Below are 20,126 nucleotides of genomic sequence, written 5' to 3' on the forward strand. Positions count from 1 at the left end.
GGCACTTGACAAAAACATAGGGACACCCCCCCTTCGTCATCCACGTCCGCACCGCACCCGCCCGCACCGTTGGGGTCAGCGTCATCCTTATCGCCTTGGTTACGCTTCGCCCCTTTTTGCCGAAGTATTCGCCGCAACCAACGTCCTGGGTTATCAAAAGCGTTTGAATCTTGATTCGAATTCCTGTTGCCCCCTTCCGATGAATCATTCGTCTTTCGGTCTTTTCCTGGCTCAATCCACACCACCCGTTCCGTTTCGACAGGCTCCCCTTCACACTCATCCGGCCGCAACGTCCACCAGGATTTGTCATTCGACCGATTGTCATCAATCTTTCGATGCGTACCGGGGTCAACAAATGTCAGATTTGAAATGTCCGTTCCCCCGCCCCTCGCCCAGGATTCAATATGATGCATATCGCACATAGCCGGAGGCGTAGCTTTGCCCGGTGCGGAAGATCCGCCCTCCTCGCCGCACAGCGCAAGGTACTGGGCCATCGTCCCTAGTCTCTGCGATCGGCCAAGAAACAGACTCTGCCCCTTGTCTCCCAAAACCTGCAAGAACGAATTTCCGGCCGCAACCTTCTCTATCGCCTCAGCGATTGACATTCGCACACCACCATCGCTGATTGCTTTCCCCGCCCCCGGCAGCTTCCAACCATCCGTGCCTTGCAGCTTTACGCCCGCTATTTTCGCGATATCCGAAATATGGGCGACAGTGACAACCGACGTGGTGCCCCGCACCGGCTTTAAGGTCGCACCTATCCCAAAACCGGCATCGACCGCAGCCTCAAGTGCATCATGAAACCGCTGCTCTGGAGCGCGCTCATCCTTAGCGCCTTCCTCCAAGAGTCCACCCGGCCGCCCGTAGTCAGCCTGCAACCTCTTCAGCATCGCCGCGAAGTGCGGCGTAATCAGCCCCGTCAACCGACTCATACCGTCGGCTCGTTGTGGCCCGACCTTCACTCCCCGCAGCCGCTGTCTGTCCTCATCCGTATATGGGTCATCCAATCCCAACATCGCCCGCAGTCGATGTGACAGCGCACCCAAGTCGTCGACACGCACCTGTGTCACAACCTCACTGGCATGCTCATCCAAGGCCTGCGCCACCCGCGCATGTTCTGACTTCGGGAGATCTTTGACAGCTTTATCAATCTTTTGAACCGCATCCGCCCCTACGACCCCTTCGGATACCTTGTCCCGCAGAGCAGGCATTCTTTCATCATCGCTTTTCGACGAAAAAGGCTCCGCTTCCTTCCGGAGCCGCCCTAAACAACTAATTCGCTGACGAGCCTCCGCACGGGAAATATGAGACTCTTCCGCCAGCCAGGCAACTTTCCGGTGATTCGATGAAGGTATCTCCGGCGCAAGCGCCGCCAAGTACTCCGCGTCAACTATGGCTAGGCGCTTCCGAGCCCTCTCAATCAATGCATAGGCATCTCGCATATGAACTGGTGATAAATCACCGAAGCTCTCCACAACTAACCGCGACAGAGCTTCGAATTGAGTTATCAAGTCTAATATCTGCGACACCGACAGTGCTTGATTCAGCCCCCTTGACGGCTCCTGACCTTGCGGTTGATTAGGTCGCATCATTCCCCTCCCCTCGAATCCCCTAGAAATCGCTTTCGCTTTTACTTCCCTAACTATCCCCTACTGCATACAAATATCGCACACCCATTCGGGTACGTCAATACTCTTTTTCGTATTTCTTTTCCCTTTCAGCTCCACACCATTCAAGCCAACTAGGCCCCTTCCCGAGCCCACTCAACACAAAAGCCGCCCTTCCAAACCTCAACGGTTCGAAAGGGCGGCTTCAATAACCATCTATAATCGGCAAACCCATCGGCCCGACCAACGCAAAGTTGCCAGAGCACCAATTACCGGCACGCCAGGAGCTTAGTTCAGCTTCTCCAGCTCGGCCATCGTGCGCTCGTTAATCTCCTCAACGGATCCCTCAGCGGCAATCTTGATGATCTTTTCCGAGTAGTAATCCAGCAAAGGAGCGGTCTCATTGGTGTACACATGCATGCGATTGCGGATGACCTCTTCAGTGTCGTCTGCGCGACCACGGGCCAGCATGCGCTCGACTACGACATCCTCAGAAACGTCGAACTGTACGACCGCATCCAGCTCGGTACCGAGATTGGACAGCAGACGCTTCAGCTCTTCTGCCTGACCAACGGTGCGCGGGAAGCCATCCAACAAGAACCCCTTGGCGGCGTCGTCCTCGTTCAGACGGGACTCGACCATACGCACAGTCACGTCGTCCGGAACAAGGTTGCCGGCGTCGATGTAGGACTTCGCCTCAATGCCGAGCGGAGTGCCTTCACCGATGTTTGCGCGAAACAGGTCACCGGTGGAGATGTGTGGGACACCGAGCTTCTCCGAGAGGATAGCTGCCTGAGTGCCCTTACCTGCACCGGGAGGACCTACAAGTACGAGTCGCATTACTTCAAGAACCCTTCGTAGTTACGTTGCATCATTTGGCTTTCAACCTGCTTGACCGTCGTCAGCGCAACACTGACCAGAATCAGCAGGGCTGTACCTCCAAACATACCGCCTGTACCGGCGTTCGCGTCGCCAAGCCCCATATCAAGAGCGACATTCGGCAGAACGGCAATCAGCGCCAGGTACAGCGAGCCGACAGTCAGCAGGCGAATCAGGACGTAGGACAGGTATTCAGCAGTCGGACGCCCCGGACGGAAGCCCGGAATGAATCCGCCGTACTTCTTCATGTTCTCCGCCTGCTCGTGCGGGTCGTACTGCACGGAGGTGTAGAAGAAGGAGAAGAAGATGATCATCAGGAAGAACAGCAGAATGTACTGCCAACTGGACGGCGCCAGCAGGTACTGAATGACATTGCGCTGCCACCAGTTGTCCATGTTCGGATTCGACTGACCGGACTGAACGATCTGGGTAATCAGAACCGGCACGTAAATCAGCGAGGACGCGAAGATGACCGGGATAACACCGGCCTGGTTCACCTTCAGCGGCAGGTAGGTGGAAGATCCGCCGTACTGGCGACGACCAACCATGCGCTTTGCGTACTGCACCGGAATACGGCGCTGTCCCTGCTCAATGAAAATAACGCCGATGATGAGAATCAGCACCGCAACGATCACGGTGGCGAACACGACACCGGTAGTGGAGCGCAGAATGTTCGCGCCCTGTGCCGGCATACCAGCGGCGATACCGGAGAAAATCAGCAGCGACATACCGTTGCCGACACCTCGGTCCGTGATGAGCTCACCCATCCACATGACCAGCACGGCACCGGAGGTCATCACAACGACCATCACCACGAGGTCAAAGACACCCGCATCCTTGACCAGCAGCGACTGCGAGCCACCCAGCAGGGCGCCACGGTCTGCCATGGCCACAATGCCCGCAGACTGCAGCAACGCCAACGCTACTGTGAGGTAGCGGGTGTACTGGGTCATCTTCGTCTGACCCGACTGCCCTTCCTTCTTCAACTGCTCGAAGTGTGGAATCACCACCGTGAGCAGCTGGACGATAATCGAGGCCGTAATGTACGGCATAATGCCGATGCCGAAAATCGCCATCTGCAGCAGAGCGCCACCTGAGAACAGGTTGATCAGCGAGTAAACGCTGGACTGATCTTTCGAAATCTGCTCGAGCTGCGCGTTGACCAACTGGTAGTCGATACCAGGGGTTGGAATCTGCGAGCCGATTCGGTACAGAATGATCATCGTCAGAGTGAAGAAGATCTTCTTACGCAAATCGGGATCGCGCAACGCCGCAATGAGACCGGAAGCCACGTGCATCCTCCCGAGGTCAAGAAATCCGCTTCTCCCACGCTTTTCCCGAAAGACTTACCCGCTTGTCCGCCAGCAGTCTTCCGTTTTAGTTAAGCAACGCGGATGACGTATTCCTCAAACCTTTAATTGACAGTATTTGACGTAGTGAGTCTACCAGCGTTTCTCCATATCGTCGCAATACGCCTCTATATCACCGTTAGTACAGCGCCCCGCCAATCACCTCTTTTCGCTTGACGACGATTCCAGCGCTCATCCCCTCTGAGCCCACCCCCCTTCATGTGCTCCACCCAACCTTCTCAAACAAAACTTGAACAGTGTTAAAGTTTTGCTCTGTGAGTACCTACAGCCTTCGCATGCGCTCCAGCGCCGATGGTTGCCATATCTCTGGCGCTGAGCGTCTTGCACCGGCCACCGAACTACCTCAGCTGGCTTCTGCTATGACTAGCCGTGCACTTCACCACGACAAGGGTCGTCCCGACACAATTCACATCACTGTGGACAAGATCGAAGAGTCGACCATCAGCACCGTGCCGGCGTTAGTCCCCTTTCTAGAGTCGAACTCCAGCCCTGGGGACGCCCGCAAGCTCATTACTCAACGCCTACACGCTGCAGGTATAGAGGCCGCCGATATCGCCGTCGAGATGGCCTATTCACTCACGGGTCTTCGCGGCGCCGCTCTTATCGATGCCTCCTCCGGTGAGCGGCTCGACCCAAACCCAGCCCGCGGTGTACGGGTTTCCACTTTTGATGCCATCTCACACCCCAGCAAGGACTGTGCCAAGGACCATTTTCACGAGGCGCTCATCCTCGCATCCAAGGTTCACAGCGCCCCGGGCATCGTCGCAGAAATCTGCCTCTCCGACGATCCCTTTTACACGCGTGGCTATCTCGCACTGGACGGAATCTTTCACCGTATCCCCAATATCAAGGACCACGGCAGCACTCTTGGTACTCGCATTTTTATCGTTGAACCCGGCACCGATATCCCCGAGTTGATCGATTACCTGGAGAACACGCCGGTCTATATCGAGCTCCCAGCTGACGCCTGCTCCTCGACGGACACCACCGGCCTCAGCAGCGACCTCTCAGCAATCGCCGCCCAAAGGAACACGGCCTGGGCCGGTGCAGGACTAGCCCGCACACTGCGCACTTTCGAAACTGCACAACTACCGCACAGCCGAATTGACGGAGCCGACTATCTATTGTTTTCTTCTTCGGACTACCTCGGCCTGTCCACGCACCCTGAACTCGTCTCAGCTGCCATCGAGGCAATTGGGCATTTCGGCACCGGGTCCGGCGGCTCTCGCCTGACCACCGGCACGAGCATCCACAGCGCACTTGAAAGTGAACTCGCGCAGTTCTTCGGTTTCGACGATGCCGTTCTCTTTGCGACTGGCTACCAGGCGAACCACTCAACCATCGCAGCCATCGCCACCGCCGACGTTGAAATCTTCTCCGACGCCGCCAACCATGCTTCCATCATTGACGGATGCCGCAATGCCCGGGCTAAAGTCACGGTCTTTCCGCACGCTGACTATCAGACGCTCGACCGTCTCCTCGCAACATCCAGCGCCCGCCACAAACTTGTCATCTCCGACTCCGTGTTCTCTATGTCAGGCGAGGTCATCGACGGCCCGGCACTCGAGCGCACCTGTCGCCGTCGCAACGCATGGCTGATGCTTGACGACGCCCACGGCGTCGGCGTTATCGGAGAACAAGGTCGTGGCACTGCAGCGCACCTGGGCATTCGCCCGGACATTGTGGTCGGCACCGCGAGCAAGGCTCTCGGTGTCGAAGGAGGATACGTTCTCTGCTCGGCACCAGTTGGCGAACTACTACGCAATCAAGCCCGTAGCTTCGTGTACTCAACGTCCATGAACGCTGGTTCTGTCGCAGCTATCCGCGCAGCGTTGAAGCAGTTGGAGGTTGGGGACGTCGTCAAGCGATTGCAACGTAATATTGCGCGCGTCCGCTCCCTGGTTGGCGCGCAGTCAGACCCCGCATCTGCAATCATCCCGCTGCCCGTCGGGGACGAGACCGTAGCGATGGACACCTCAGCACAGTTAGCGGAGCTAGGCGTGTTCATACCTGCAATTCGCTTTCCGACGGTCCCCCGTGGTGAGGCAATGTTGCGATTGACCATTACCGCGCTCCATACGGACGCTGACATCGACCAACTGGAGCGGGCTCTGCGCAATACCGGCCTGCTGTAAGCCAGCGGTTCGCGCTGCTCTCTCCCCTTGCCCTCTTAATACAACGAGAGCTCCTAACCACGCGGGTTAAGAGCTCTCTTGTTAAAGCTTGAATGCTTTAGGCCTCAGTGACAGAGCCGCCTGCAGCCTCGATCTTGGACTTTGCGGAGCCCGAGAACTTGGTTGCGGTGACGTTGACAGAGACATTGATGTCGCCGTCGCCGAGGACCTTCACCGGCTGGTTAGCGCGGACAGCGCCCTTTGCAACCAGGTCGGCGATGGTAACGTCGCCACCGTCCGGGAACAGACGCTCCAGATCCGAAACGTTGACCACCTGGAAGGTGACCTTCGCCGGGTTCTTGAAGCCCTTCAACTTCGGCAGACGCATGTGAAGTGGCATCTGGCCACCCTCGAATGCTGCCGAAACCTGCTTGCGGGCCTTGGTGCCCTTGGTGCCGCGACCAGCGGTCTTACCCTTGGAAGCCTCACCACGGCCGACGCGAGTCTTCTTCTTCTTAGCTCCCGGAGCCGGGGCCAAGTCGTGGAGCTTAATTGGTTCGCTCATGGTTTACCTACTCCCCCGCTACTTCTTCAACCTCGACCAGGTGACGCACAACGTTCACGAGACCGCGCACAGCCGGAGTATCCGGGCGAACGGCGGAATCGTTGATGCGCTTCAGGCCGAGGGTGCGCAGCGAATCCTTCTGGTTCTGCTTGGTACCAGCGGTACCACGGACCTGGGTAATCTTCAGTGCCATGGAAATCACGCTCCCTGACCTGCGCGTGCGCGCAGCATACGTGCTGGGGTGACCTCTTCGAGGGACTTGCCACGACGTGCGGCGACCTCTTCAGGGCGAACCAGCTGCTTGAGAGCATCAACGGTTGCGTGAACAACGTTGATGGAGTTGTTGGTACCCAGCGACTTGGACAGAACATCCTGAACACCGGCGCACTCGAGAACCGGGCGGACAGCGCCGCCGGCAATCAGACCGGTACCCGGAGCAGCCGGGCGCAGCAGCACGATGCCAGCAGCGGTCTCACCCTGAACCGGGTGGGTGATGGTGCCAGCAATCATCGGGACGCGGAAGAAGTTCTTACGAGCCTCTTCAGCACCCTTCTGGATAGCTGCCGGTACTTCCTTGGCCTTGCCGTAGCCGACGCCGACCATGCCCTCGCCGTCACCGACGATGACCAGAGCGGTGAAGCTGAAGCGACGACCACCCTTGACGACCTTGGAAACTCGGTTGATAGTTACTACGCGCTCGATGTACTGCGAACGCTCGTCCTGCTGGCGACGGTCGTTACCGCGGCCACCACGACGGTTGTTGTTCTTGTTGTCAGCGGAGTTACGTCCGCCTTCGCGCTTATCGCGTTCCGACATCACGCATTCCTTCCGTTGGACTTGTAAGTGCGCATTAGAACTTCAGACCACCTTCACGGGCAGCCTCGGCCAGAGCAGCAACACGGCCGTGGTACTGGTAGCCACCGCGGTCGAAAACGACCTTCTCGATGCCAGCATCCTTAGCGCGAGCAGCAATCAACTCGCCGACCTTGGCGCTCTTGGCCTTCTTGTCGCCCTCGAAGCCACGGAGATCTGCGTCCAGAGTGGAAGCAGCTGCCAGGGTACGACCGATAGAATCGTCGATAACCTGAGCGGTGATGTGGCGGGAAGAGCGGTGCACGACGAGGCGCGGTGCCTCGGAGGTGCCGCGGACGTTCTTGCGCAAGCGTGCGTGACGGCGGGCGCGGGCGACACGACGACGAGTCGAGATGTCCTTGCCTACCGGGAGGCGCTTTTCGTTGGTGTTGCTCATTACTTACCCGTCTTTCCGATCTTGCGACGGATCTGCTCGCCATCGTAACGAATGCCCTTGCCCTTGTAAGGATCATCCTTACGCAGACGACGGATGTTAGCTGCGAGCTGTCCGACCTGCTGCTTATCAATACCTGTGATCGACAGCTTGGTGGTGCCGTCGACATCGAAGGTGATACCTTCCGGTGCTTCGATCAGGACTGGGTGCGAGTAGCCCAGGGAGAACTCGAGGTCCTTGCCCTTCTTGGCGACACGGTAACCGACACCGAAGATTTCCATCTTGATGGTGTAGCCCTCGGTCACACCGACAACCATATTGTTAATCAGCGAACGGGACAGGCCGTGCAGGGAGCGGCTCTTGCGGTGGTCATCCGGGCGGTTGACCACAATCTCATTGTCCTTCAGCTCAACGGTAATTGGAGCCGGGATAGAGACAGACAGCTCGCCCTTCGGGCCCTTGACGGAAACGTCCTGGCCGTTGACCTGGGCAGTAACGTTTGCCGGGACAACGACAGGGTTCTTACCAATACGAGACATTGTGTAGTTCCCCCTTTACCAGACGTAAGCGAGGACTTCCCCGCCAACCTTCTTCTCGTAAGCCTGACGGTCAGTCAGCAGGCCCTGAGACGTGGAGATGATAGCCACGCCCAGGCCACCGAGGACCTTCGGCAGGTTAGTGGACTTTGCGTAAACACGCAGACCCGGCTTGGAGACGCGACGCACGCCAGCGATCGAACGCTCGCGGGACGGGCCGTACTTCAGGTTCAGGGTCAGGGTCTTGCCGACCTTGGCATCCTCGACTGCGTAGTCCGCAATGTACCCCTCAGACTTGAGGATCTCGGCGATGTTAGCCTTCAGCTTGGACGACGGCATCGAGACAGAGTCGTGGTACGCGTTGTTAGCGTTGCGCACGCGCGACAGCATGTCGGCGATTGGGTCAGTCATGGTCATGGTTAGTGACCGCTTCCTTTCTCGCTGCGGTTCCTTCCCACCTCGTGGCTAACTCCAATGACCGCGCAAACAGCAACTGTCACACGGCAAAAGCTTATGATGGAGCGATTACCAATATCGTGATTCCGGCGATTTAAGGGCTACTGTTCGCCAACTCGGTTCAATAGCCGAGTCAGCTCGCCACCCAGGTGACGCCAGAGACGATGCGAGGCGAGGGGCCTACAGCAAAGTTCTTACATTTTTACTGCCGCACCTCTTATAGAGGGCAGACCTGGTGATACTAACAAATACCGACCGAAATGCAAAAACGCCGCAGACGGACGTTAGTCCGCTCGCGGCGTGAGGCCCCACCAATTAGCAGTGGAACTCAATTCCTAGCCGACGTGACGCCGGCTGCAGAAAACTAGTAGAGCTGGTCGGCGATGATGTTACCCATAGCCTTTTCGCCAGCCACCGTCGGGTGATTGGTCATCGGGCCCATCACCGGATCTGCGAAACCAGCGACGAAGCGCTCATCCGGGTTTGGGTTGCAGGTACCGTGGCCGAGGGTTGCCTCGTAGACGTCAATGAAGCCGGCACCTACGTGCTGAGATGCGGAGCGAATGCTGTCACGGAATGCACCCTGAACCTCGCTGGCACCCGGTGCCGGGATCGGGAAGGTCTGGTTCGGGGTGTTCACCAGGCACAGCTGGTCATCAGTGGCGTACTCAGGGTACGAAGCCAGGACGACCTGAGCGCCCGGAGCAACCTGGTGAACGCGGTCAGTGAACTGACGCAGCGTCTGCTTAAACAGCGACGGAGCCTTGGGGTCCGGCTTTGCGACAAGCTCGCCTGCCACGTCAACCCACTGGACCCAGTCCATGCCGCCGTACATCAGGACAACCTTCTCAGTGCCCTCTCCGATGTCGCCGTACTGGATGGAAGCTTCCAGGTATGCGAGGAGCTGACCCGGGAAGCCACCAAGACCGTTACAGGACCAGTCACCCAGGGACTTGTTCAGCTTCGACGCTGCAATCTTCGGCCAGTTTTCCATGTCGGTAGCGCAGTTAGCGACCAGTGCGTTCTGTCCCGGCGCCAGGCCACGCGGGCCACCCTTACCGGCATTAGCGGTGAAGGAGTCACCGAAGGTGACAATCTGCTTGACGCCCTTCGGGCCGGTGTCGCCGATACCCGGAATCGGAATGTTCGGCATTTCCGGCAGTGCCGGCTGTGCGTTGGCAGCACCGGCGCCCAAGCTCAGACCCAGAGCCGCAACAGTTGCAATAGCAGCCGAGCGGACGGCCACGGAGAAGTTCTTCATGTAGTTAATCCCTTTGCGTTTTAACTTAAGGACCGCTCTGTGTAGAACCACTGGCTCAACCACACAGAAGCTGAAGTCACTTAAATCTTGCCCAAATTGATAACGACCACAATGCATTTTGGCGGCCGTCACTATGACGAATGGCAGTTTACAACGAAATCATCACGAACGCCTAACTTTCATCTAAGAAAGCTTGTGACTTTACTAATTTTCAACCCCCAAAAAGGGTCAACTTTCACACCGGCAACACTGGTAACTTTTACGCAGGCCCCGCACAGTGACCTCACTCCCCCACGAACATAAGCAGTTAACAGAGCAGCAAAAAGCCCCGGACGCCAAGCGGCATCCGGGGCTTCAGATAGAAGCTACCGAAGAGGCAAAACTACTTCTTAAACGGGAAGCCCAGCTCGCGCAGCAGCGCGCGGCCTTCTTCATTGTTGGTAGCGGTGGTCACGACGGTGATGTCCATACCGCGCGGGCGGTCGATCTTGTCAACGTCGATCTCGTAGAACATGGTCTGCTCAGACAGGCCGAAGGTGTAGTTACCGTGACCATCGAACTGCTGATCAGACAGACCGCGGAAGTCGCGGATTCGCGGCAGAGCCACGGTCAGCAGACGATCCAGGAACTCCCACATACGGTCGCCACGCAGGGTGACGCGAGCGCCGATGGCGTCGCCTTCACGAAGCTTGAAGTTAGCAATCGACTTGCGAGCACGACGGGTCTCCGGCTTCTGGCCGGTAATCAGAGTCAGGTCGTTGATAGCACCGTTGATCTGCTTCTTGTCCTGAGCAGCAGCGCCGACGCCCATGTTGACGACGACCTTGGTAACGCCCGGAATCTGCATGACGTTCTCGTAGGAGAACTCTTCCTGCATCTTGCCGCGAATCTCATCGCGGTAACGGGCCTTCAGACGAGGGGTGTAATTTTCGCTCATGCTTAGATGTCCTTCCCGGTACGGCGGGAGATGCGAACCTTCTTGCCGTCCTCATCGAAGCGGTAACCAACGCGAGTCGGGGTACCATCTTCGTCGACCAGCATGACGTTCGACACGTGAATCGGAGCTTCCTGAGTGACAATGCCACCCGAGGATGCACCGCGCTCCGCAGCGGAGTTTGCAACGTGCTTCTTGATACGGTTAACGCCCTCGACCAGGACCTTGTCGCGCTTCGGGTAGGCCTCGATGACCTTGCCCTGAGCACCCTTGTCCGGACCGGAGATAACCAGCACGGTATCGCCCTTACGGATCTTCACTTAAATCACCTCCGGTGCGAGCGAGACAATCTTCATGAACTTCTTGTCACGCAGCTCACGCGCGACAGGGCCGAAAATACGGGTGCCCTTTGGCTCACCGTCGGCCTTGATGATGACAGCTGCATTCTCGTCGAACGAGATGTAGGAGCCGTCCGGACGACGGGTCTCCTTCTTCGCACGGACGATGACTGCCTTAACAATTTCGCCTGCCTTGACGTTGCCGCCCGGAGCAGCTTCCTTGACAGTTGCGACAATGGTGTCGCCAATGCCAGCGAAGCGTCGGGTCGAGCCGCCGAGAACGCGGATGCACTGGATTTCACGTGCACCAGTGTTGTCGGCAACGCGCAGACGGGATTCCTGCTGAATCACTGCGTTTCTCCTGACCTGGTTGCATTGTGCGTCAGATTTCCGTCCTAAACGCACGCGGTCTTTATGTCTTGCGTTTACGCTTTACGACGAAAGCACCTGCTAGAGGCAACTTCCATATCGCTTTGACCCCGTGCTAACTACGGCCATAGACCGTTGAGAGCAGCACGCAGCCACTTCGCGCAACCTGTGTATTATGGCACGTTCGTGCGGGACAACAAAATCTCTTAGTTTCATGCCCCCAACATGGTTTATACCCTCCGCAGCAACCCTATACCGCGGCAACCCTACACTGAAACAGTGACAAATCCACATTCCGAGAACGCTCAGACACAGCCAGCACAGACGCTTCCGGTATCGCTACTTGCCGGGTTAGCCTTATTATCCGCCGCCGCCCCGTTCGGCGCAGATACATACCTGGCCTCCTTCGTGGAGATAGCCAAGGAGTTCTCCGCGACCGAGTCAATGGTTCAGCTCACGCTGACAACCTTCATGATTGGCATGGCTGCAGGGCAGCTCGTCATTGGCGCTCTCTCCGATAGTTTGGGCCGTAGGAAGTTGCTTCTCATTGCGACTATGGTGTTCTTGGGCTCGTCAATCCTCTGTGCAATAGCACCGAATATTGGCACGCTTATTGCAATGCGCCTGTTCCAGGGGTTAGCTGGTGGCTCCACAGTGGTTCTGGCTCGTGCTGTAGTCCCAGACCTCTTGACGGGCAAGGCATCAGCGAGAGCTTTCTCCACGCTGATGGGCATTTCCTCCATCGCCCCGGCAATCGCTCCCCTTGTGGGTGGCTTTCTGGGCCCCACATTCGGCTGGCGCAGCGTGTTCTGGTTTCTCGCAGCCATCAACGTCGCGATGGTCGCGATTGTGGTTCTGATGGTTCCGGAAACTCTGCCACCAGAGCGACGCTCCACAGGCTCTCTGCGCAATCTCCTGCCTAATATCGGCAGGCTGCTACAGCGGCCCGTATTTGTCGGCTACTTGTTAGCTTTCGCTGGTGGCTTCTCGGTGATGTTCTCCTATATCGCTGCGTCACCCTTTATCTTCCAGGAGCTACTGGGGCTCACCCCTACTCAGTTCTCTCTCGTGTTCGCTTCCAATGCAGCGATGTTGACATTTGTGTCAATCCTCAACGGCAAGATGATCAACCGGCTTCATCCCCGTAAGGGCATTTTAGTTGCCCTTACGGTCATGCTCGTGACGTCGATAGGCCTGATTGTTAATGCCATCGTCGGGATTACCTTCTTCACTACTTGGCTGTTGCTGTTCATTACGGTACCGATGATGCCGCTGATCTTCGCCAATGCCACGGCACTCGGAATTGAGGAGGTTCGAGATATCGGAATTGGCTCAGGTTCCGGTCTCATGGGCTTCACACAGTTCCTCGCGGCCGCCACGGTTTCCCCGTTGGTGGGGCTTGGTTCCAATCTGCCCTTATCAATGGCTATATCAATGTTGACCTGCGCGCTGATTGCGCTAATCGCGGTATTGACATTGACGCGCGACGGCCTCCGCAAACACCCACATAAGCTGGCATAAAACTACATACGAGAGGACTGCCCTCGTTTCACTTCGCTGGTTGAGAATGTGCCCGAATCGGCATTAAATCGATGGTGAGGCCTCGTACCACCCGTAGGCGTGAGGCTGACATGGGAGAAAGGTCCTGCCATGACCACGTACGCGCATCCTCATGAACCGCATAAGTCTTCTGAGACGTCGAAGCTCAACTGGCTTCGCGCCGGAGTCCTCGGAGCCAACGACGGCATCGTCTCCACTGCTCTAATCTTGCTCAGCGTGATTGCAGCAGGTTCTTCTCGCGAAGCCATTCTGACTGCTGGTGCCGCCGCCGTTATCGCTGGTGCTATCTCGATGGCTCTGGGGGAATACGTCTCGGTTTCAACTCAGCGCGATACTGAGCGAGCACTGATTGCCAAAGAAAAGGCCGAGCTCAAGGACTTTCCAGATGAAGAGCATAAGGAGCTCGTGGGGATTCTCTCTGGCTACGGCATCCCACAGCATATCGCCGAAGATGCTGCCCACGGCATCGCACAAAATGATCCGCTGGCAGCTCACCTAAAGCTGGAATTGGGCATTGACGGCGAGGAACTTACCAACCCCTGGGCGGCTGCTGGTTCTTCGGCACTGTCGTTCCTACTCGGCGCCATCCTGCCGATGATTGCGGCTCTGGTGTTCACCGGCTCCACCTCCGGCGCGATTGCGGTCACCGTTGTCACCATCGTGACGTTGGCCTTGACCGGCTACATCAGCGCCAAGCTCAGCTCCACGCACTCCGGCAAGGCTGCGCTACGTCTGGTCATCGGTGGCGCGCTCGGTTTGATTGTGTCCTACTTCGTCGGCCTGCTCTTCGGGCAGGCCGTCGGATAGCCCTTGAGATAGGTCGTCGGATAGGCTCCGGCAAAGCTCAAAAGCTAATCAACATAGCTGGTCTTCGTCTGGTTCAACCAGGCGTAGACCGCGCCAATTCCCAGGCCACCGCCTACGAAGTTGCCCAACCACACTGCCACCCAGTTGCCTGTAATGTGCAGGCCATCGAAGCCGGCAGGACGCGGATCGGCGAAAAAGGCCAAGGAAAACAGCGAGAAGTTCGCAATCACATGCTCAAGCCCGAGCCCAACGAACACCGCAATAATCGGCAGAATCACAGCGAACTTCGAAATGATTTCTTTGGCTTGTAGCGCGCCTAAAACAGCCATATTGACCACGAAGTTCGCGCCCATCGCCTCTACGAAAGCACCGAAGAACGGCTTGGCTAGCTTCCCCTCGGTCAAGGTGGAAATCAGATGTGTGTCATCAATCCCACCGAGTTTGGCGCTCTGGCTTAGCACCAGCGCCACAATCGCGGCACCGATGAAGTTGTAGAACGTGGCGACGGCCACCATCCGAAGAGCCACTCCCCACGGCATGCGACCGCGGGTGGCGGACCAGGACACAAACATCATGCTGCCGGTAGCCAGCTCCGCGCCGAGCACCACAATGGCGAACAGCCCAAGCCCGAACAGGCACGCAAAAACCAGTCCCCCGGTCCCCGGCGCGACGCCCTCTGCTACTTGGCCAGCGACCGCTGCAAAGGCCGTCCCGAGCGTCAGGTACATGCCCGCCAGGACCGCTCGCACGGCAAAACGTCCGTAGTCCTGCGTCAGCAGTTCCTGTTTCTTGTCGCCAGCCGTATCCAGCGTTTCGTATAGCGTCACCGCCGAAGCCTTTCCCTGCGTGCCGTTAATTGCAGTTATTCGCATAAAAGAATAACGACAGGCCGGCACAGAATCGCAACTGCTTTACGACGATCACAGCGCTTTACCCCCACTTAGGCACTGTAACCAGGAACGGCAATCCACCGCCGAAGAGCAGCAGATTTACTTCTTTTCTGCTGTGGTAGCTGGCTCTGGCTTCGGCTCATCCTTAACCTTTGGATCAACCGTTAGCAATGGTGCCCCAAACGAAATTGGTTGGCCATCGCGGAAGCCTTCAGCTGGCAGCACAGGGCCGGTCTTCTTCGAGTTGGAAATAACGACCGGCGTAGTTACCGGGTATCCAGCGGCCTTGATTGCCTCGATATCAAACTCGGCCAATGTATCTCCCTGCTGAACTTCGTCGCCCTTATTGACCAACGAAGTGAAGTGCTCACCCTTCAAGTTCACGGTGTCAAAACCGATGTGCATGAGGATGTCCACCTTGTTACCTTCAGCATCGAAGCCGCGCATGGCGTAGGCGTGCTTTGTTGGGAAGGTCACCATGACCTTTCCTGAAATAGGAGCCACCAGCTTTCCGACGGTCGGCTCCACAGCCACTCCCTGACCGAGCTTGCCGCCGGCAAACATCGGGTCGGACACAGTTGGTAGCGCAACTGCCGTCCCCTCCAGCGGGGAGGCCACTGGGAATGCGTTCTCCGCAGCGTCGGAAACAAACTCGACCGTGCTGGTCGGAGTTGCAGTACCTACCTCGTCGGGATCGACCGAACCATTCTTGGAGACCAGGAACCGTCCGTAGAGGAACGCACAGGTAAACGAAATGGCAAGTGAGACCAGCGCACAGAGGAAGAACTGCATAATGTCCGTTGGGCGCATCGAAACAAAGCCAACGAAACCAGCTGCGCCAAGTGCGGTCGCCTTTACGTCAAGGATTGCAATCATTGTTGAGGCAATGGCCGAGGCACCCATGCCGATGTAAAACGGCCAGCGCAAACGTAGGTTCACACCGAAGATGGCTGGCTCGGTAATTCCGAATAGTGCCGACATACCGGACGCACCAGCCAGGCCCTTGAGCTTCTCGCTCTTGGCCAGGAAGTACACTGCCAGCGCGGCACCACCTTGGGCAATATTGGCCATCGATGCCGTCGCGAAAATGAATGAGCCTCCCTGGTCCCACAGCATGTACTCGATTGGTGGGAAGGACTGGTGCAGACCGGTAATGACAATTGGCGAGTAAACCAAGCCGAACAAGAAGCCGCCCACAGGGCCCGCGAATTCGTACAGATTTGCCAGGCCGATACCCAGCCATTCACCTGCAGTGCGCAGTACTGGGCCAATGGCGGCAAAGGTGATGAAACCAGTGATGAGCAACGTCAACAGTGGTGTCAGCATGAAGTCGACAGTGCCCTTGAGACGCTTATGGAAGAACTTCTCAATCGTTGCCAAAATCCATGAAATAACCAGAATCGGCAAGATGGATCCCTGGTAACCAGCCTGCGCGACGTTGAGACCGAAAATGTCCCAATACGGCATTTCTCCGGCCTGAATTGCCTCCGCCACCTGGTACCCATTGACCAGGTCGGGCATCACCATCGCCATTGCAATACCGGCGCCCAGGAATTCATTGCCGCCGAAGCGCTTGGTCGCGGTAAAGCCAACCAGCACCGGCAGGAACGCAAATGGCGCCGAGGCCAATAGGTTAATAAGGCCCGCCACATCCTCCATTGCCGGGAACATCTGAATAACTGACTGCTCGCCAAAGAGTCCCTCGGCAGTCAGCACATTGTTCAGGGCCATCAGTAAACCGCCGCCGACCAGGATTGGAATCAGCGGCACGAAGATATCGGCCAGTACCTTGATGAAGCGAGAGAACCAATTTCCCGAGTTAGCAGCGATATCCTTCAACTTGTCCGTTGAGACCGCGATGTCCTTCGAGGACATCTTGCTGATCTCATCGAAGACGATATTGACGTCACCAGGGCCGACAATGACCTGGAACATACCGCCAGCTTCGAAGATGCCCTTGAGGTCTGGATCTGACTCCAGGGCGTTTTTGTCGACCTTCTTCGAGTCTTTGAGCACCATGCGCAGACGCGTCGCGCAGTGTGCCATACCCACTACATTTTCTTCACCGCCGATAGCTGCGAGAGTTCTGGCGGCAACTCCCCTATGATCCATTTTCAGACCCTTCAGTGATGCGGGTTAATTGTTACTAATACCAATTAGACCCATAATTCGCACATAACTCCAACAAATCCAACAATCTGTATGCAACGTCACTCAGGACGGCAGCTGAACCCAGCCTTTCCAGCGATGACCTCGGGTTGCGAACACCGATTGCGACGCCGCAATGGCACCATCTCCGGCATAGACTTCCACTACACAGCCATCGGCTACCAAAAACAGACTTCCGTTCGGGCACGCTATTCGACGCTGCTCTCCCCCACGCTCCAGTTGAAGAATTCCCTCCTGGAATTCCGCCTTGAAAGCCACGCGGTCAGCCTGGTCGACGAGCTCCCACGTGCCCTCGCCTTCAGCCTTAGCAACAACCACATTTCCGTAACCGTCTATCTCCGGAGTGTTACTGCCTCCTGCGACGGCGGAGAGGTTTTCCCACATCGGTTGCTGCCGGAGGGTGCCGTCGTAAAGCGAAACTCGACGCGGCAATGTGAGCGAATGTGCCCATCCGTCGGCGACGGTGGGCTTGTCATCCTGGGCGGGCAGGCCGACCCAGCCGAGCATGATGGCGTCGCCGGCTCCGGTTTCGATTAGTTGTGGTGCGTAGAATTCGAAGCCGTAATCGAGTTCGCTAAACCCGCGCTCAACGTGGAATGTGGCGCCATCGAGCGTGCCGACAAGATAGCCGCACTGATCAGACGAGGCGTAATGAGTTTGCCCATCGACGTTCACTGGGTCGAGCCCCTGCGGGCAGAAGACCAGAATCTGCTTCTCCTCCGCTGAGGCCTCATCAATCAATGTGATGAGGTTCGGGCATTCCCACATGTAGCCGCCGGGAAGAATATCTGGGCTCAGGCCCGGCTTGGTGCCGGTGATATCGAATTGCAGTGGCCCTTCGAAATGCCAGTTCACCAAATCAGCTGAGCGATAGAGGACCACTGTGCCTTTCTCGCCCTCGGTCTGGGCGCCGATAGCCATGCGCCAGCCATCTGCTTCACGAACAATCTGGGGGTCACGGAAGTGCCCGGTGAACCCCGGTTCGGTGTCAGGAATCAGAGGGGTAGCCGGATCGCGCAGATAGATGCCACCCTCCGGACCGGAGGGAGCAAGCGCACGGACGCGGTTCTGCGATGGTATACGGCGTCCGTCTACCTTCAAGTTGCCGGTATAGAAGAGCCACACATCATCGCCATCAACAGCCGCGCCGCCCGAATAACAACCATGCTTGTCATAGGGCATGTCTGGATACAGCGCATCGGGGTGATGACGCCACCGCTCGGCCGTAGTGAGCGACGCGGACGCATGTCCCCACCCAGTTCTCTTCGGCGCATGTGGAAAGCATGGATCATGCTGGTAGAACACATGCAGCGTCTCACCGTCCACGAAAAGGCCATTCGGGTCATTCAGTCGGCCCTGTGGCGGTGACAGATGGTAATTCGGCCGATAGCTCATACTCCCCGATATTATTGAAGTCATGGCTATTTGTGTTTGCGGCGAAGGTCTGGTTGACCTCGTTCCGGTATCTCCTGGCAGCCTCAATAACCACGTGCCGGCGCTAGGCGGGGGCCCCTACAACGTCGCGGTTACGGCCTCTCGCCTCGGTGCAGATGTTATTTTCCAGTCGCGCCTATCTACGGACGGATTCGGAAATGAGCTGGTCAAACACTTAGAAAACGAAGGGGTCGATACCTCTTACATCCAGCGTGGTCCGGAGCCAACCATTTTGGCTGTGACCACCATCCACGAAGATCGCTCCGCGACGTACACCTTCTATACCGATGGCACCGCCACTCCGCTTGTGGAGCCGAAGCTCATCGATGCGAATATCGCATGCTTCGGAACACTCTCGCTGGCGCTGGAACCAGGTGCCAGCCGGTACGCGGAATTGCTCAAACAGTTCGCTGCCAATGGCGCTTTGGTCGCTTTGGATCCAAATATTCGCCCCATTTACGCAACGGATGCACACCGCGAATTCCTCATGGGCTTGCTCCCCTACGCCAACTTATTGAAGCTTTCCGATGAGGAAGTCGAGTTCCTTGGCGAAGAGGCACTGACTAAAGTTCCGGTCGCCGTTATCACCCGAGGTGGCGATGGACTCACTTTGCTTGCCGACGGAAACCGCATTGATGTACCAGCCGTCAACGCGAATGTCGTTGACACCATCGGCGCTGGCGACACGATTATGGGAGCACTTTTGGCGCAACTTGAGGAACGAGGTCTGACGGCCGCTGACCTGACTTCCGTATCACCAGATCAGTGGCGCGAGATTCTGCACTATGCGGCCGCCGCGGCTGCCATCACTGTGTCCCGCAAGGGCGCGCAGCCGCCGACCAAGTCTGAGGTCGCAGCACTACTGGCCAAGGATTCCTAGTCCGCGCCACTTAGTCCGCTCGAGCACTGCAACCAGGAACTGAGACTCATCGTCAAAGGGACGAAGATTCCACGTGGAGTAACGCTGAATCACGGTGAGCCCGGTCTCCTGGGCAGCGGTTTCAAAATCCACAAAGTCCCAGCCCCGGCCGGCGCCGAAGCCGACGATGACACGGCCGCCCTCCGGATTTAGCACCTCTGCGAAGCCTTGCAACACCTTTGCGCGGTCTTCTGGCGCTACAAAAGTCAGCACATTGCCGGGGCAAATGATGACATCGAAAGCGGATGCCGTGTCATCGTGGGGCGTGTTCTCGAGGCCGTCGTCAAGCACGTGGGGCAATTGCGCCAAGTCCCCTACCAGCCACGTCGCATCCGGGAACTGTCGCTTCGCCTCATCGATGAGATAGGGGTCGACGTCGACGCCCATGACCTGGTGTCCAGCCTTCACCAGGTAACCGCCCACGCGCCCCTGTCCGCAGCCGGCATCCAGAATTCGAGAGTGGCGTGGCGCCATCGCATCCACCAGCCGCGCCTCGCCATCGATATCGCGGCCCTCGCGCACGAATCCCCGCCATCGGTTGGCGTAGCGCCGGGAATGCTGCGAATCGGCGGCAATAATTTCTTTCCAAGTACGGTGATTGTGGGTGCCATCGCTCATGGCCACCATTATGGCGCAGCTGGACACTTTTTATGTATCGGTGCAGCTGCGCAC

21 protein-coding genes and 1 pseudogene are annotated in these 20,126 nt (G+C 57.4%); 5 read left to right on the forward strand and 17 right to left on the reverse strand.

Annotation, left to right across the window (positions count from 1 at the left end):
* The 3 genes from HMPREF2847_RS05210 to secY form a co-directional block, all read right to left on the reverse strand.
* Nucleotides 1-1,592, reverse strand: a 1,592-nt coding sequence (locus HMPREF2847_RS05210) for an HNH endonuclease signature motif containing protein (protein WP_070851781.1), incomplete at its 3' end; no start/stop codon positions are given.
* A gap of 303 nt (nt 1,593-1,895) precedes the next feature.
* Nucleotides 1,896-2,447, reverse strand: a complete 552-nt coding sequence (locus tag HMPREF2847_RS05215; protein WP_005509947.1) for an adenylate kinase — start codon at nt 2,445-2,447, stop codon at nt 1,896-1,898.
* A complete protein-coding gene (gene secY / locus HMPREF2847_RS05220) occupies nt 2,447-3,778 on the reverse strand; it encodes a preprotein translocase subunit SecY (RefSeq protein ID WP_141765057.1) in 1,332 nt (443 codons plus the stop codon). The genes HMPREF2847_RS05215 and secY overlap by 1 nt, the downstream gene beginning before the upstream one ends.
* 353 nt (nt 3,779-4,131) lie before the next feature.
* Here secY and HMPREF2847_RS11950 point away from each other — a divergent pair.
* Both HMPREF2847_RS11950 and HMPREF2847_RS11955 read left to right on the forward strand, forming a co-directional pair.
* Nucleotides 4,132-4,794, forward strand: a pseudogene (locus tag HMPREF2847_RS11950) (6-carboxyhexanoate--CoA ligase); the annotation flags it as partial.
* 9 nt (nt 4,795-4,803) lie between these two features.
* On the forward strand, nt 4,804-5,991 hold the full coding sequence (locus HMPREF2847_RS11955) for an aminotransferase class I/II-fold pyridoxal phosphate-dependent enzyme (protein ID WP_370523100.1): 1,188 nt from the start codon (nt 4,804-4,806) through the stop codon (nt 5,989-5,991).
* Nucleotides 5,992-6,088: 97 nt separating this feature from the next.
* On the opposite strand, the gene rplO is transcribed toward HMPREF2847_RS11955, so the two are convergent.
* From rplO to rplN, 10 genes are all read right to left on the reverse strand, one after another.
* Nucleotides 6,089-6,535, reverse strand: a complete 447-nt coding sequence (rplO, locus tag HMPREF2847_RS05230) for a 50S ribosomal protein L15 (protein ID WP_070851738.1) — start codon at nt 6,533-6,535, stop codon at nt 6,089-6,091.
* Nucleotides 6,536-6,542: 7 nt separating this feature from the next.
* A complete protein-coding gene (gene rpmD / locus HMPREF2847_RS05235; protein WP_005509843.1) occupies nt 6,543-6,728 on the reverse strand; it encodes a 50S ribosomal protein L30 in 186 nt (61 codons plus the stop codon).
* Nucleotides 6,729-6,733: 5 nt separating this feature from the next.
* Nucleotides 6,734-7,351: a 30S ribosomal protein S5 gene (gene rpsE / locus HMPREF2847_RS05240; protein ID WP_005510059.1), complete on the reverse strand. Its 618-nt coding sequence runs from the start codon at nt 7,349-7,351 to the stop codon at nt 6,734-6,736.
* A 34-nt stretch (nt 7,352-7,385) separates the two neighbouring features.
* Complete coding sequence (gene rplR / locus HMPREF2847_RS05245) at nt 7,386-7,784, reverse strand: 50S ribosomal protein L18 (RefSeq protein WP_005510009.1); 399 nt, start codon at nt 7,782-7,784, stop codon at nt 7,386-7,388.
* Nucleotides 7,784-8,320 carry a 50S ribosomal protein L6 gene (gene rplF / locus HMPREF2847_RS05250; protein WP_005509895.1) on the reverse strand — a complete coding sequence of 179 codons (537 nt, stop codon included), beginning with the start codon at nt 8,318-8,320 and terminating at the stop codon, nt 7,784-7,786. Before rplF ends, rplR begins: the two co-directional genes overlap by 1 nt.
* A gap of 15 nt (nt 8,321-8,335) precedes the next feature.
* Complete coding sequence (gene rpsH, locus HMPREF2847_RS05255; protein ID WP_005509822.1) at nt 8,336-8,734, reverse strand: 30S ribosomal protein S8; 399 nt, start codon at nt 8,732-8,734, stop codon at nt 8,336-8,338.
* Between the two features lie 403 nt (nt 8,735-9,137).
* Nucleotides 9,138-10,034 (reverse strand): GDSL-type esterase/lipase family protein, encoded by an 897-nt coding sequence (locus tag HMPREF2847_RS05260; protein ID WP_070851739.1) that lies wholly within the window; start codon nt 10,032-10,034, stop codon nt 9,138-9,140.
* Between the two features lie 382 nt (nt 10,035-10,416).
* A complete protein-coding gene (gene rplE, locus HMPREF2847_RS05265; RefSeq protein WP_005509901.1) occupies nt 10,417-10,971 on the reverse strand; it encodes a 50S ribosomal protein L5 in 555 nt (184 codons plus the stop codon).
* A gap of 2 nt (nt 10,972-10,973) precedes the next feature.
* The gene (gene rplX, locus HMPREF2847_RS05270; protein WP_005509963.1) at nt 10,974-11,288 is read right to left on the reverse strand and encodes a 50S ribosomal protein L24; all 315 of its coding nucleotides are present in this window, start codon (nt 11,286-11,288) and stop codon (nt 10,974-10,976) included.
* On the reverse strand, nt 11,289-11,657 hold the full coding sequence (gene rplN, locus HMPREF2847_RS05275; protein WP_070653456.1) for a 50S ribosomal protein L14: 369 nt from the start codon (nt 11,655-11,657) through the stop codon (nt 11,289-11,291).
* A 297-nt stretch (nt 11,658-11,954) separates the two neighbouring features.
* Between rplN and HMPREF2847_RS05280 the strand changes: the two genes are divergently transcribed.
* Both HMPREF2847_RS05280 and HMPREF2847_RS05285 read left to right on the forward strand, forming a co-directional pair.
* On the forward strand, nt 11,955-13,196 hold the full coding sequence (locus HMPREF2847_RS05280) for a multidrug effflux MFS transporter (RefSeq protein WP_070851740.1): 1,242 nt from the start codon (nt 11,955-11,957) through the stop codon (nt 13,194-13,196).
* 129 nt (nt 13,197-13,325) lie between these two features.
* Nucleotides 13,326-14,042, forward strand: coding sequence for a VIT1/CCC1 transporter family protein (locus tag HMPREF2847_RS05285; RefSeq protein WP_070851741.1), 717 nt, complete (start codon nt 13,326-13,328; stop codon nt 14,040-14,042).
* Between the two features lie 44 nt (nt 14,043-14,086).
* Here HMPREF2847_RS05285 and HMPREF2847_RS05290 read toward each other — a convergent pair whose 3' ends face one another.
* From HMPREF2847_RS05290 to HMPREF2847_RS05300, 3 genes are all read right to left on the reverse strand, one after another.
* Nucleotides 14,087-14,869, reverse strand: coding sequence for a formate/nitrite transporter family protein (locus tag HMPREF2847_RS05290; RefSeq protein ID WP_070767584.1), 783 nt, complete (start codon nt 14,867-14,869; stop codon nt 14,087-14,089).
* Between the two features lie 162 nt (nt 14,870-15,031).
* On the reverse strand, nt 15,032-17,044 hold the full coding sequence (locus HMPREF2847_RS05295) for a sucrose-specific PTS transporter subunit IIBC (protein ID WP_070851742.1): 2,013 nt from the start codon (nt 17,042-17,044) through the stop codon (nt 15,032-15,034).
* 102 nt (nt 17,045-17,146) lie between these two features.
* On the reverse strand, nt 17,147-18,496 hold the full coding sequence (locus HMPREF2847_RS05300) for a glycoside hydrolase family 32 protein (RefSeq protein ID WP_070851743.1): 1,350 nt from the start codon (nt 18,494-18,496) through the stop codon (nt 17,147-17,149).
* A gap of 22 nt (nt 18,497-18,518) precedes the next feature.
* Between HMPREF2847_RS05300 and HMPREF2847_RS05305 the strand changes: the two genes are divergently transcribed.
* The gene (locus HMPREF2847_RS05305) at nt 18,519-19,415 is read left to right on the forward strand and encodes a carbohydrate kinase family protein (RefSeq protein WP_070767581.1); all 897 of its coding nucleotides are present in this window, start codon (nt 18,519-18,521) and stop codon (nt 19,413-19,415) included.
* Here HMPREF2847_RS05305 and HMPREF2847_RS05310 read toward each other — a convergent pair.
* The gene (locus HMPREF2847_RS05310; protein WP_083327324.1) at nt 19,395-20,081 is read right to left on the reverse strand and encodes a class I SAM-dependent methyltransferase; all 687 of its coding nucleotides are present in this window, start codon (nt 20,079-20,081) and stop codon (nt 19,395-19,397) included. The two genes, HMPREF2847_RS05305 and HMPREF2847_RS05310, sit on opposite strands and share 21 nt — an antisense overlap.
* Nucleotides 20,082-20,126: the final 45 nt, after the last annotated feature.

Origin of the sequence: Corynebacterium sp. HMSC074C03 (genome assembly GCF_001838285.1) — a bacterium.
GTDB classification, from domain to species: Bacteria; Actinomycetota; Actinomycetes; order Mycobacteriales; family Mycobacteriaceae; genus Corynebacterium; species Corynebacterium amycolatum.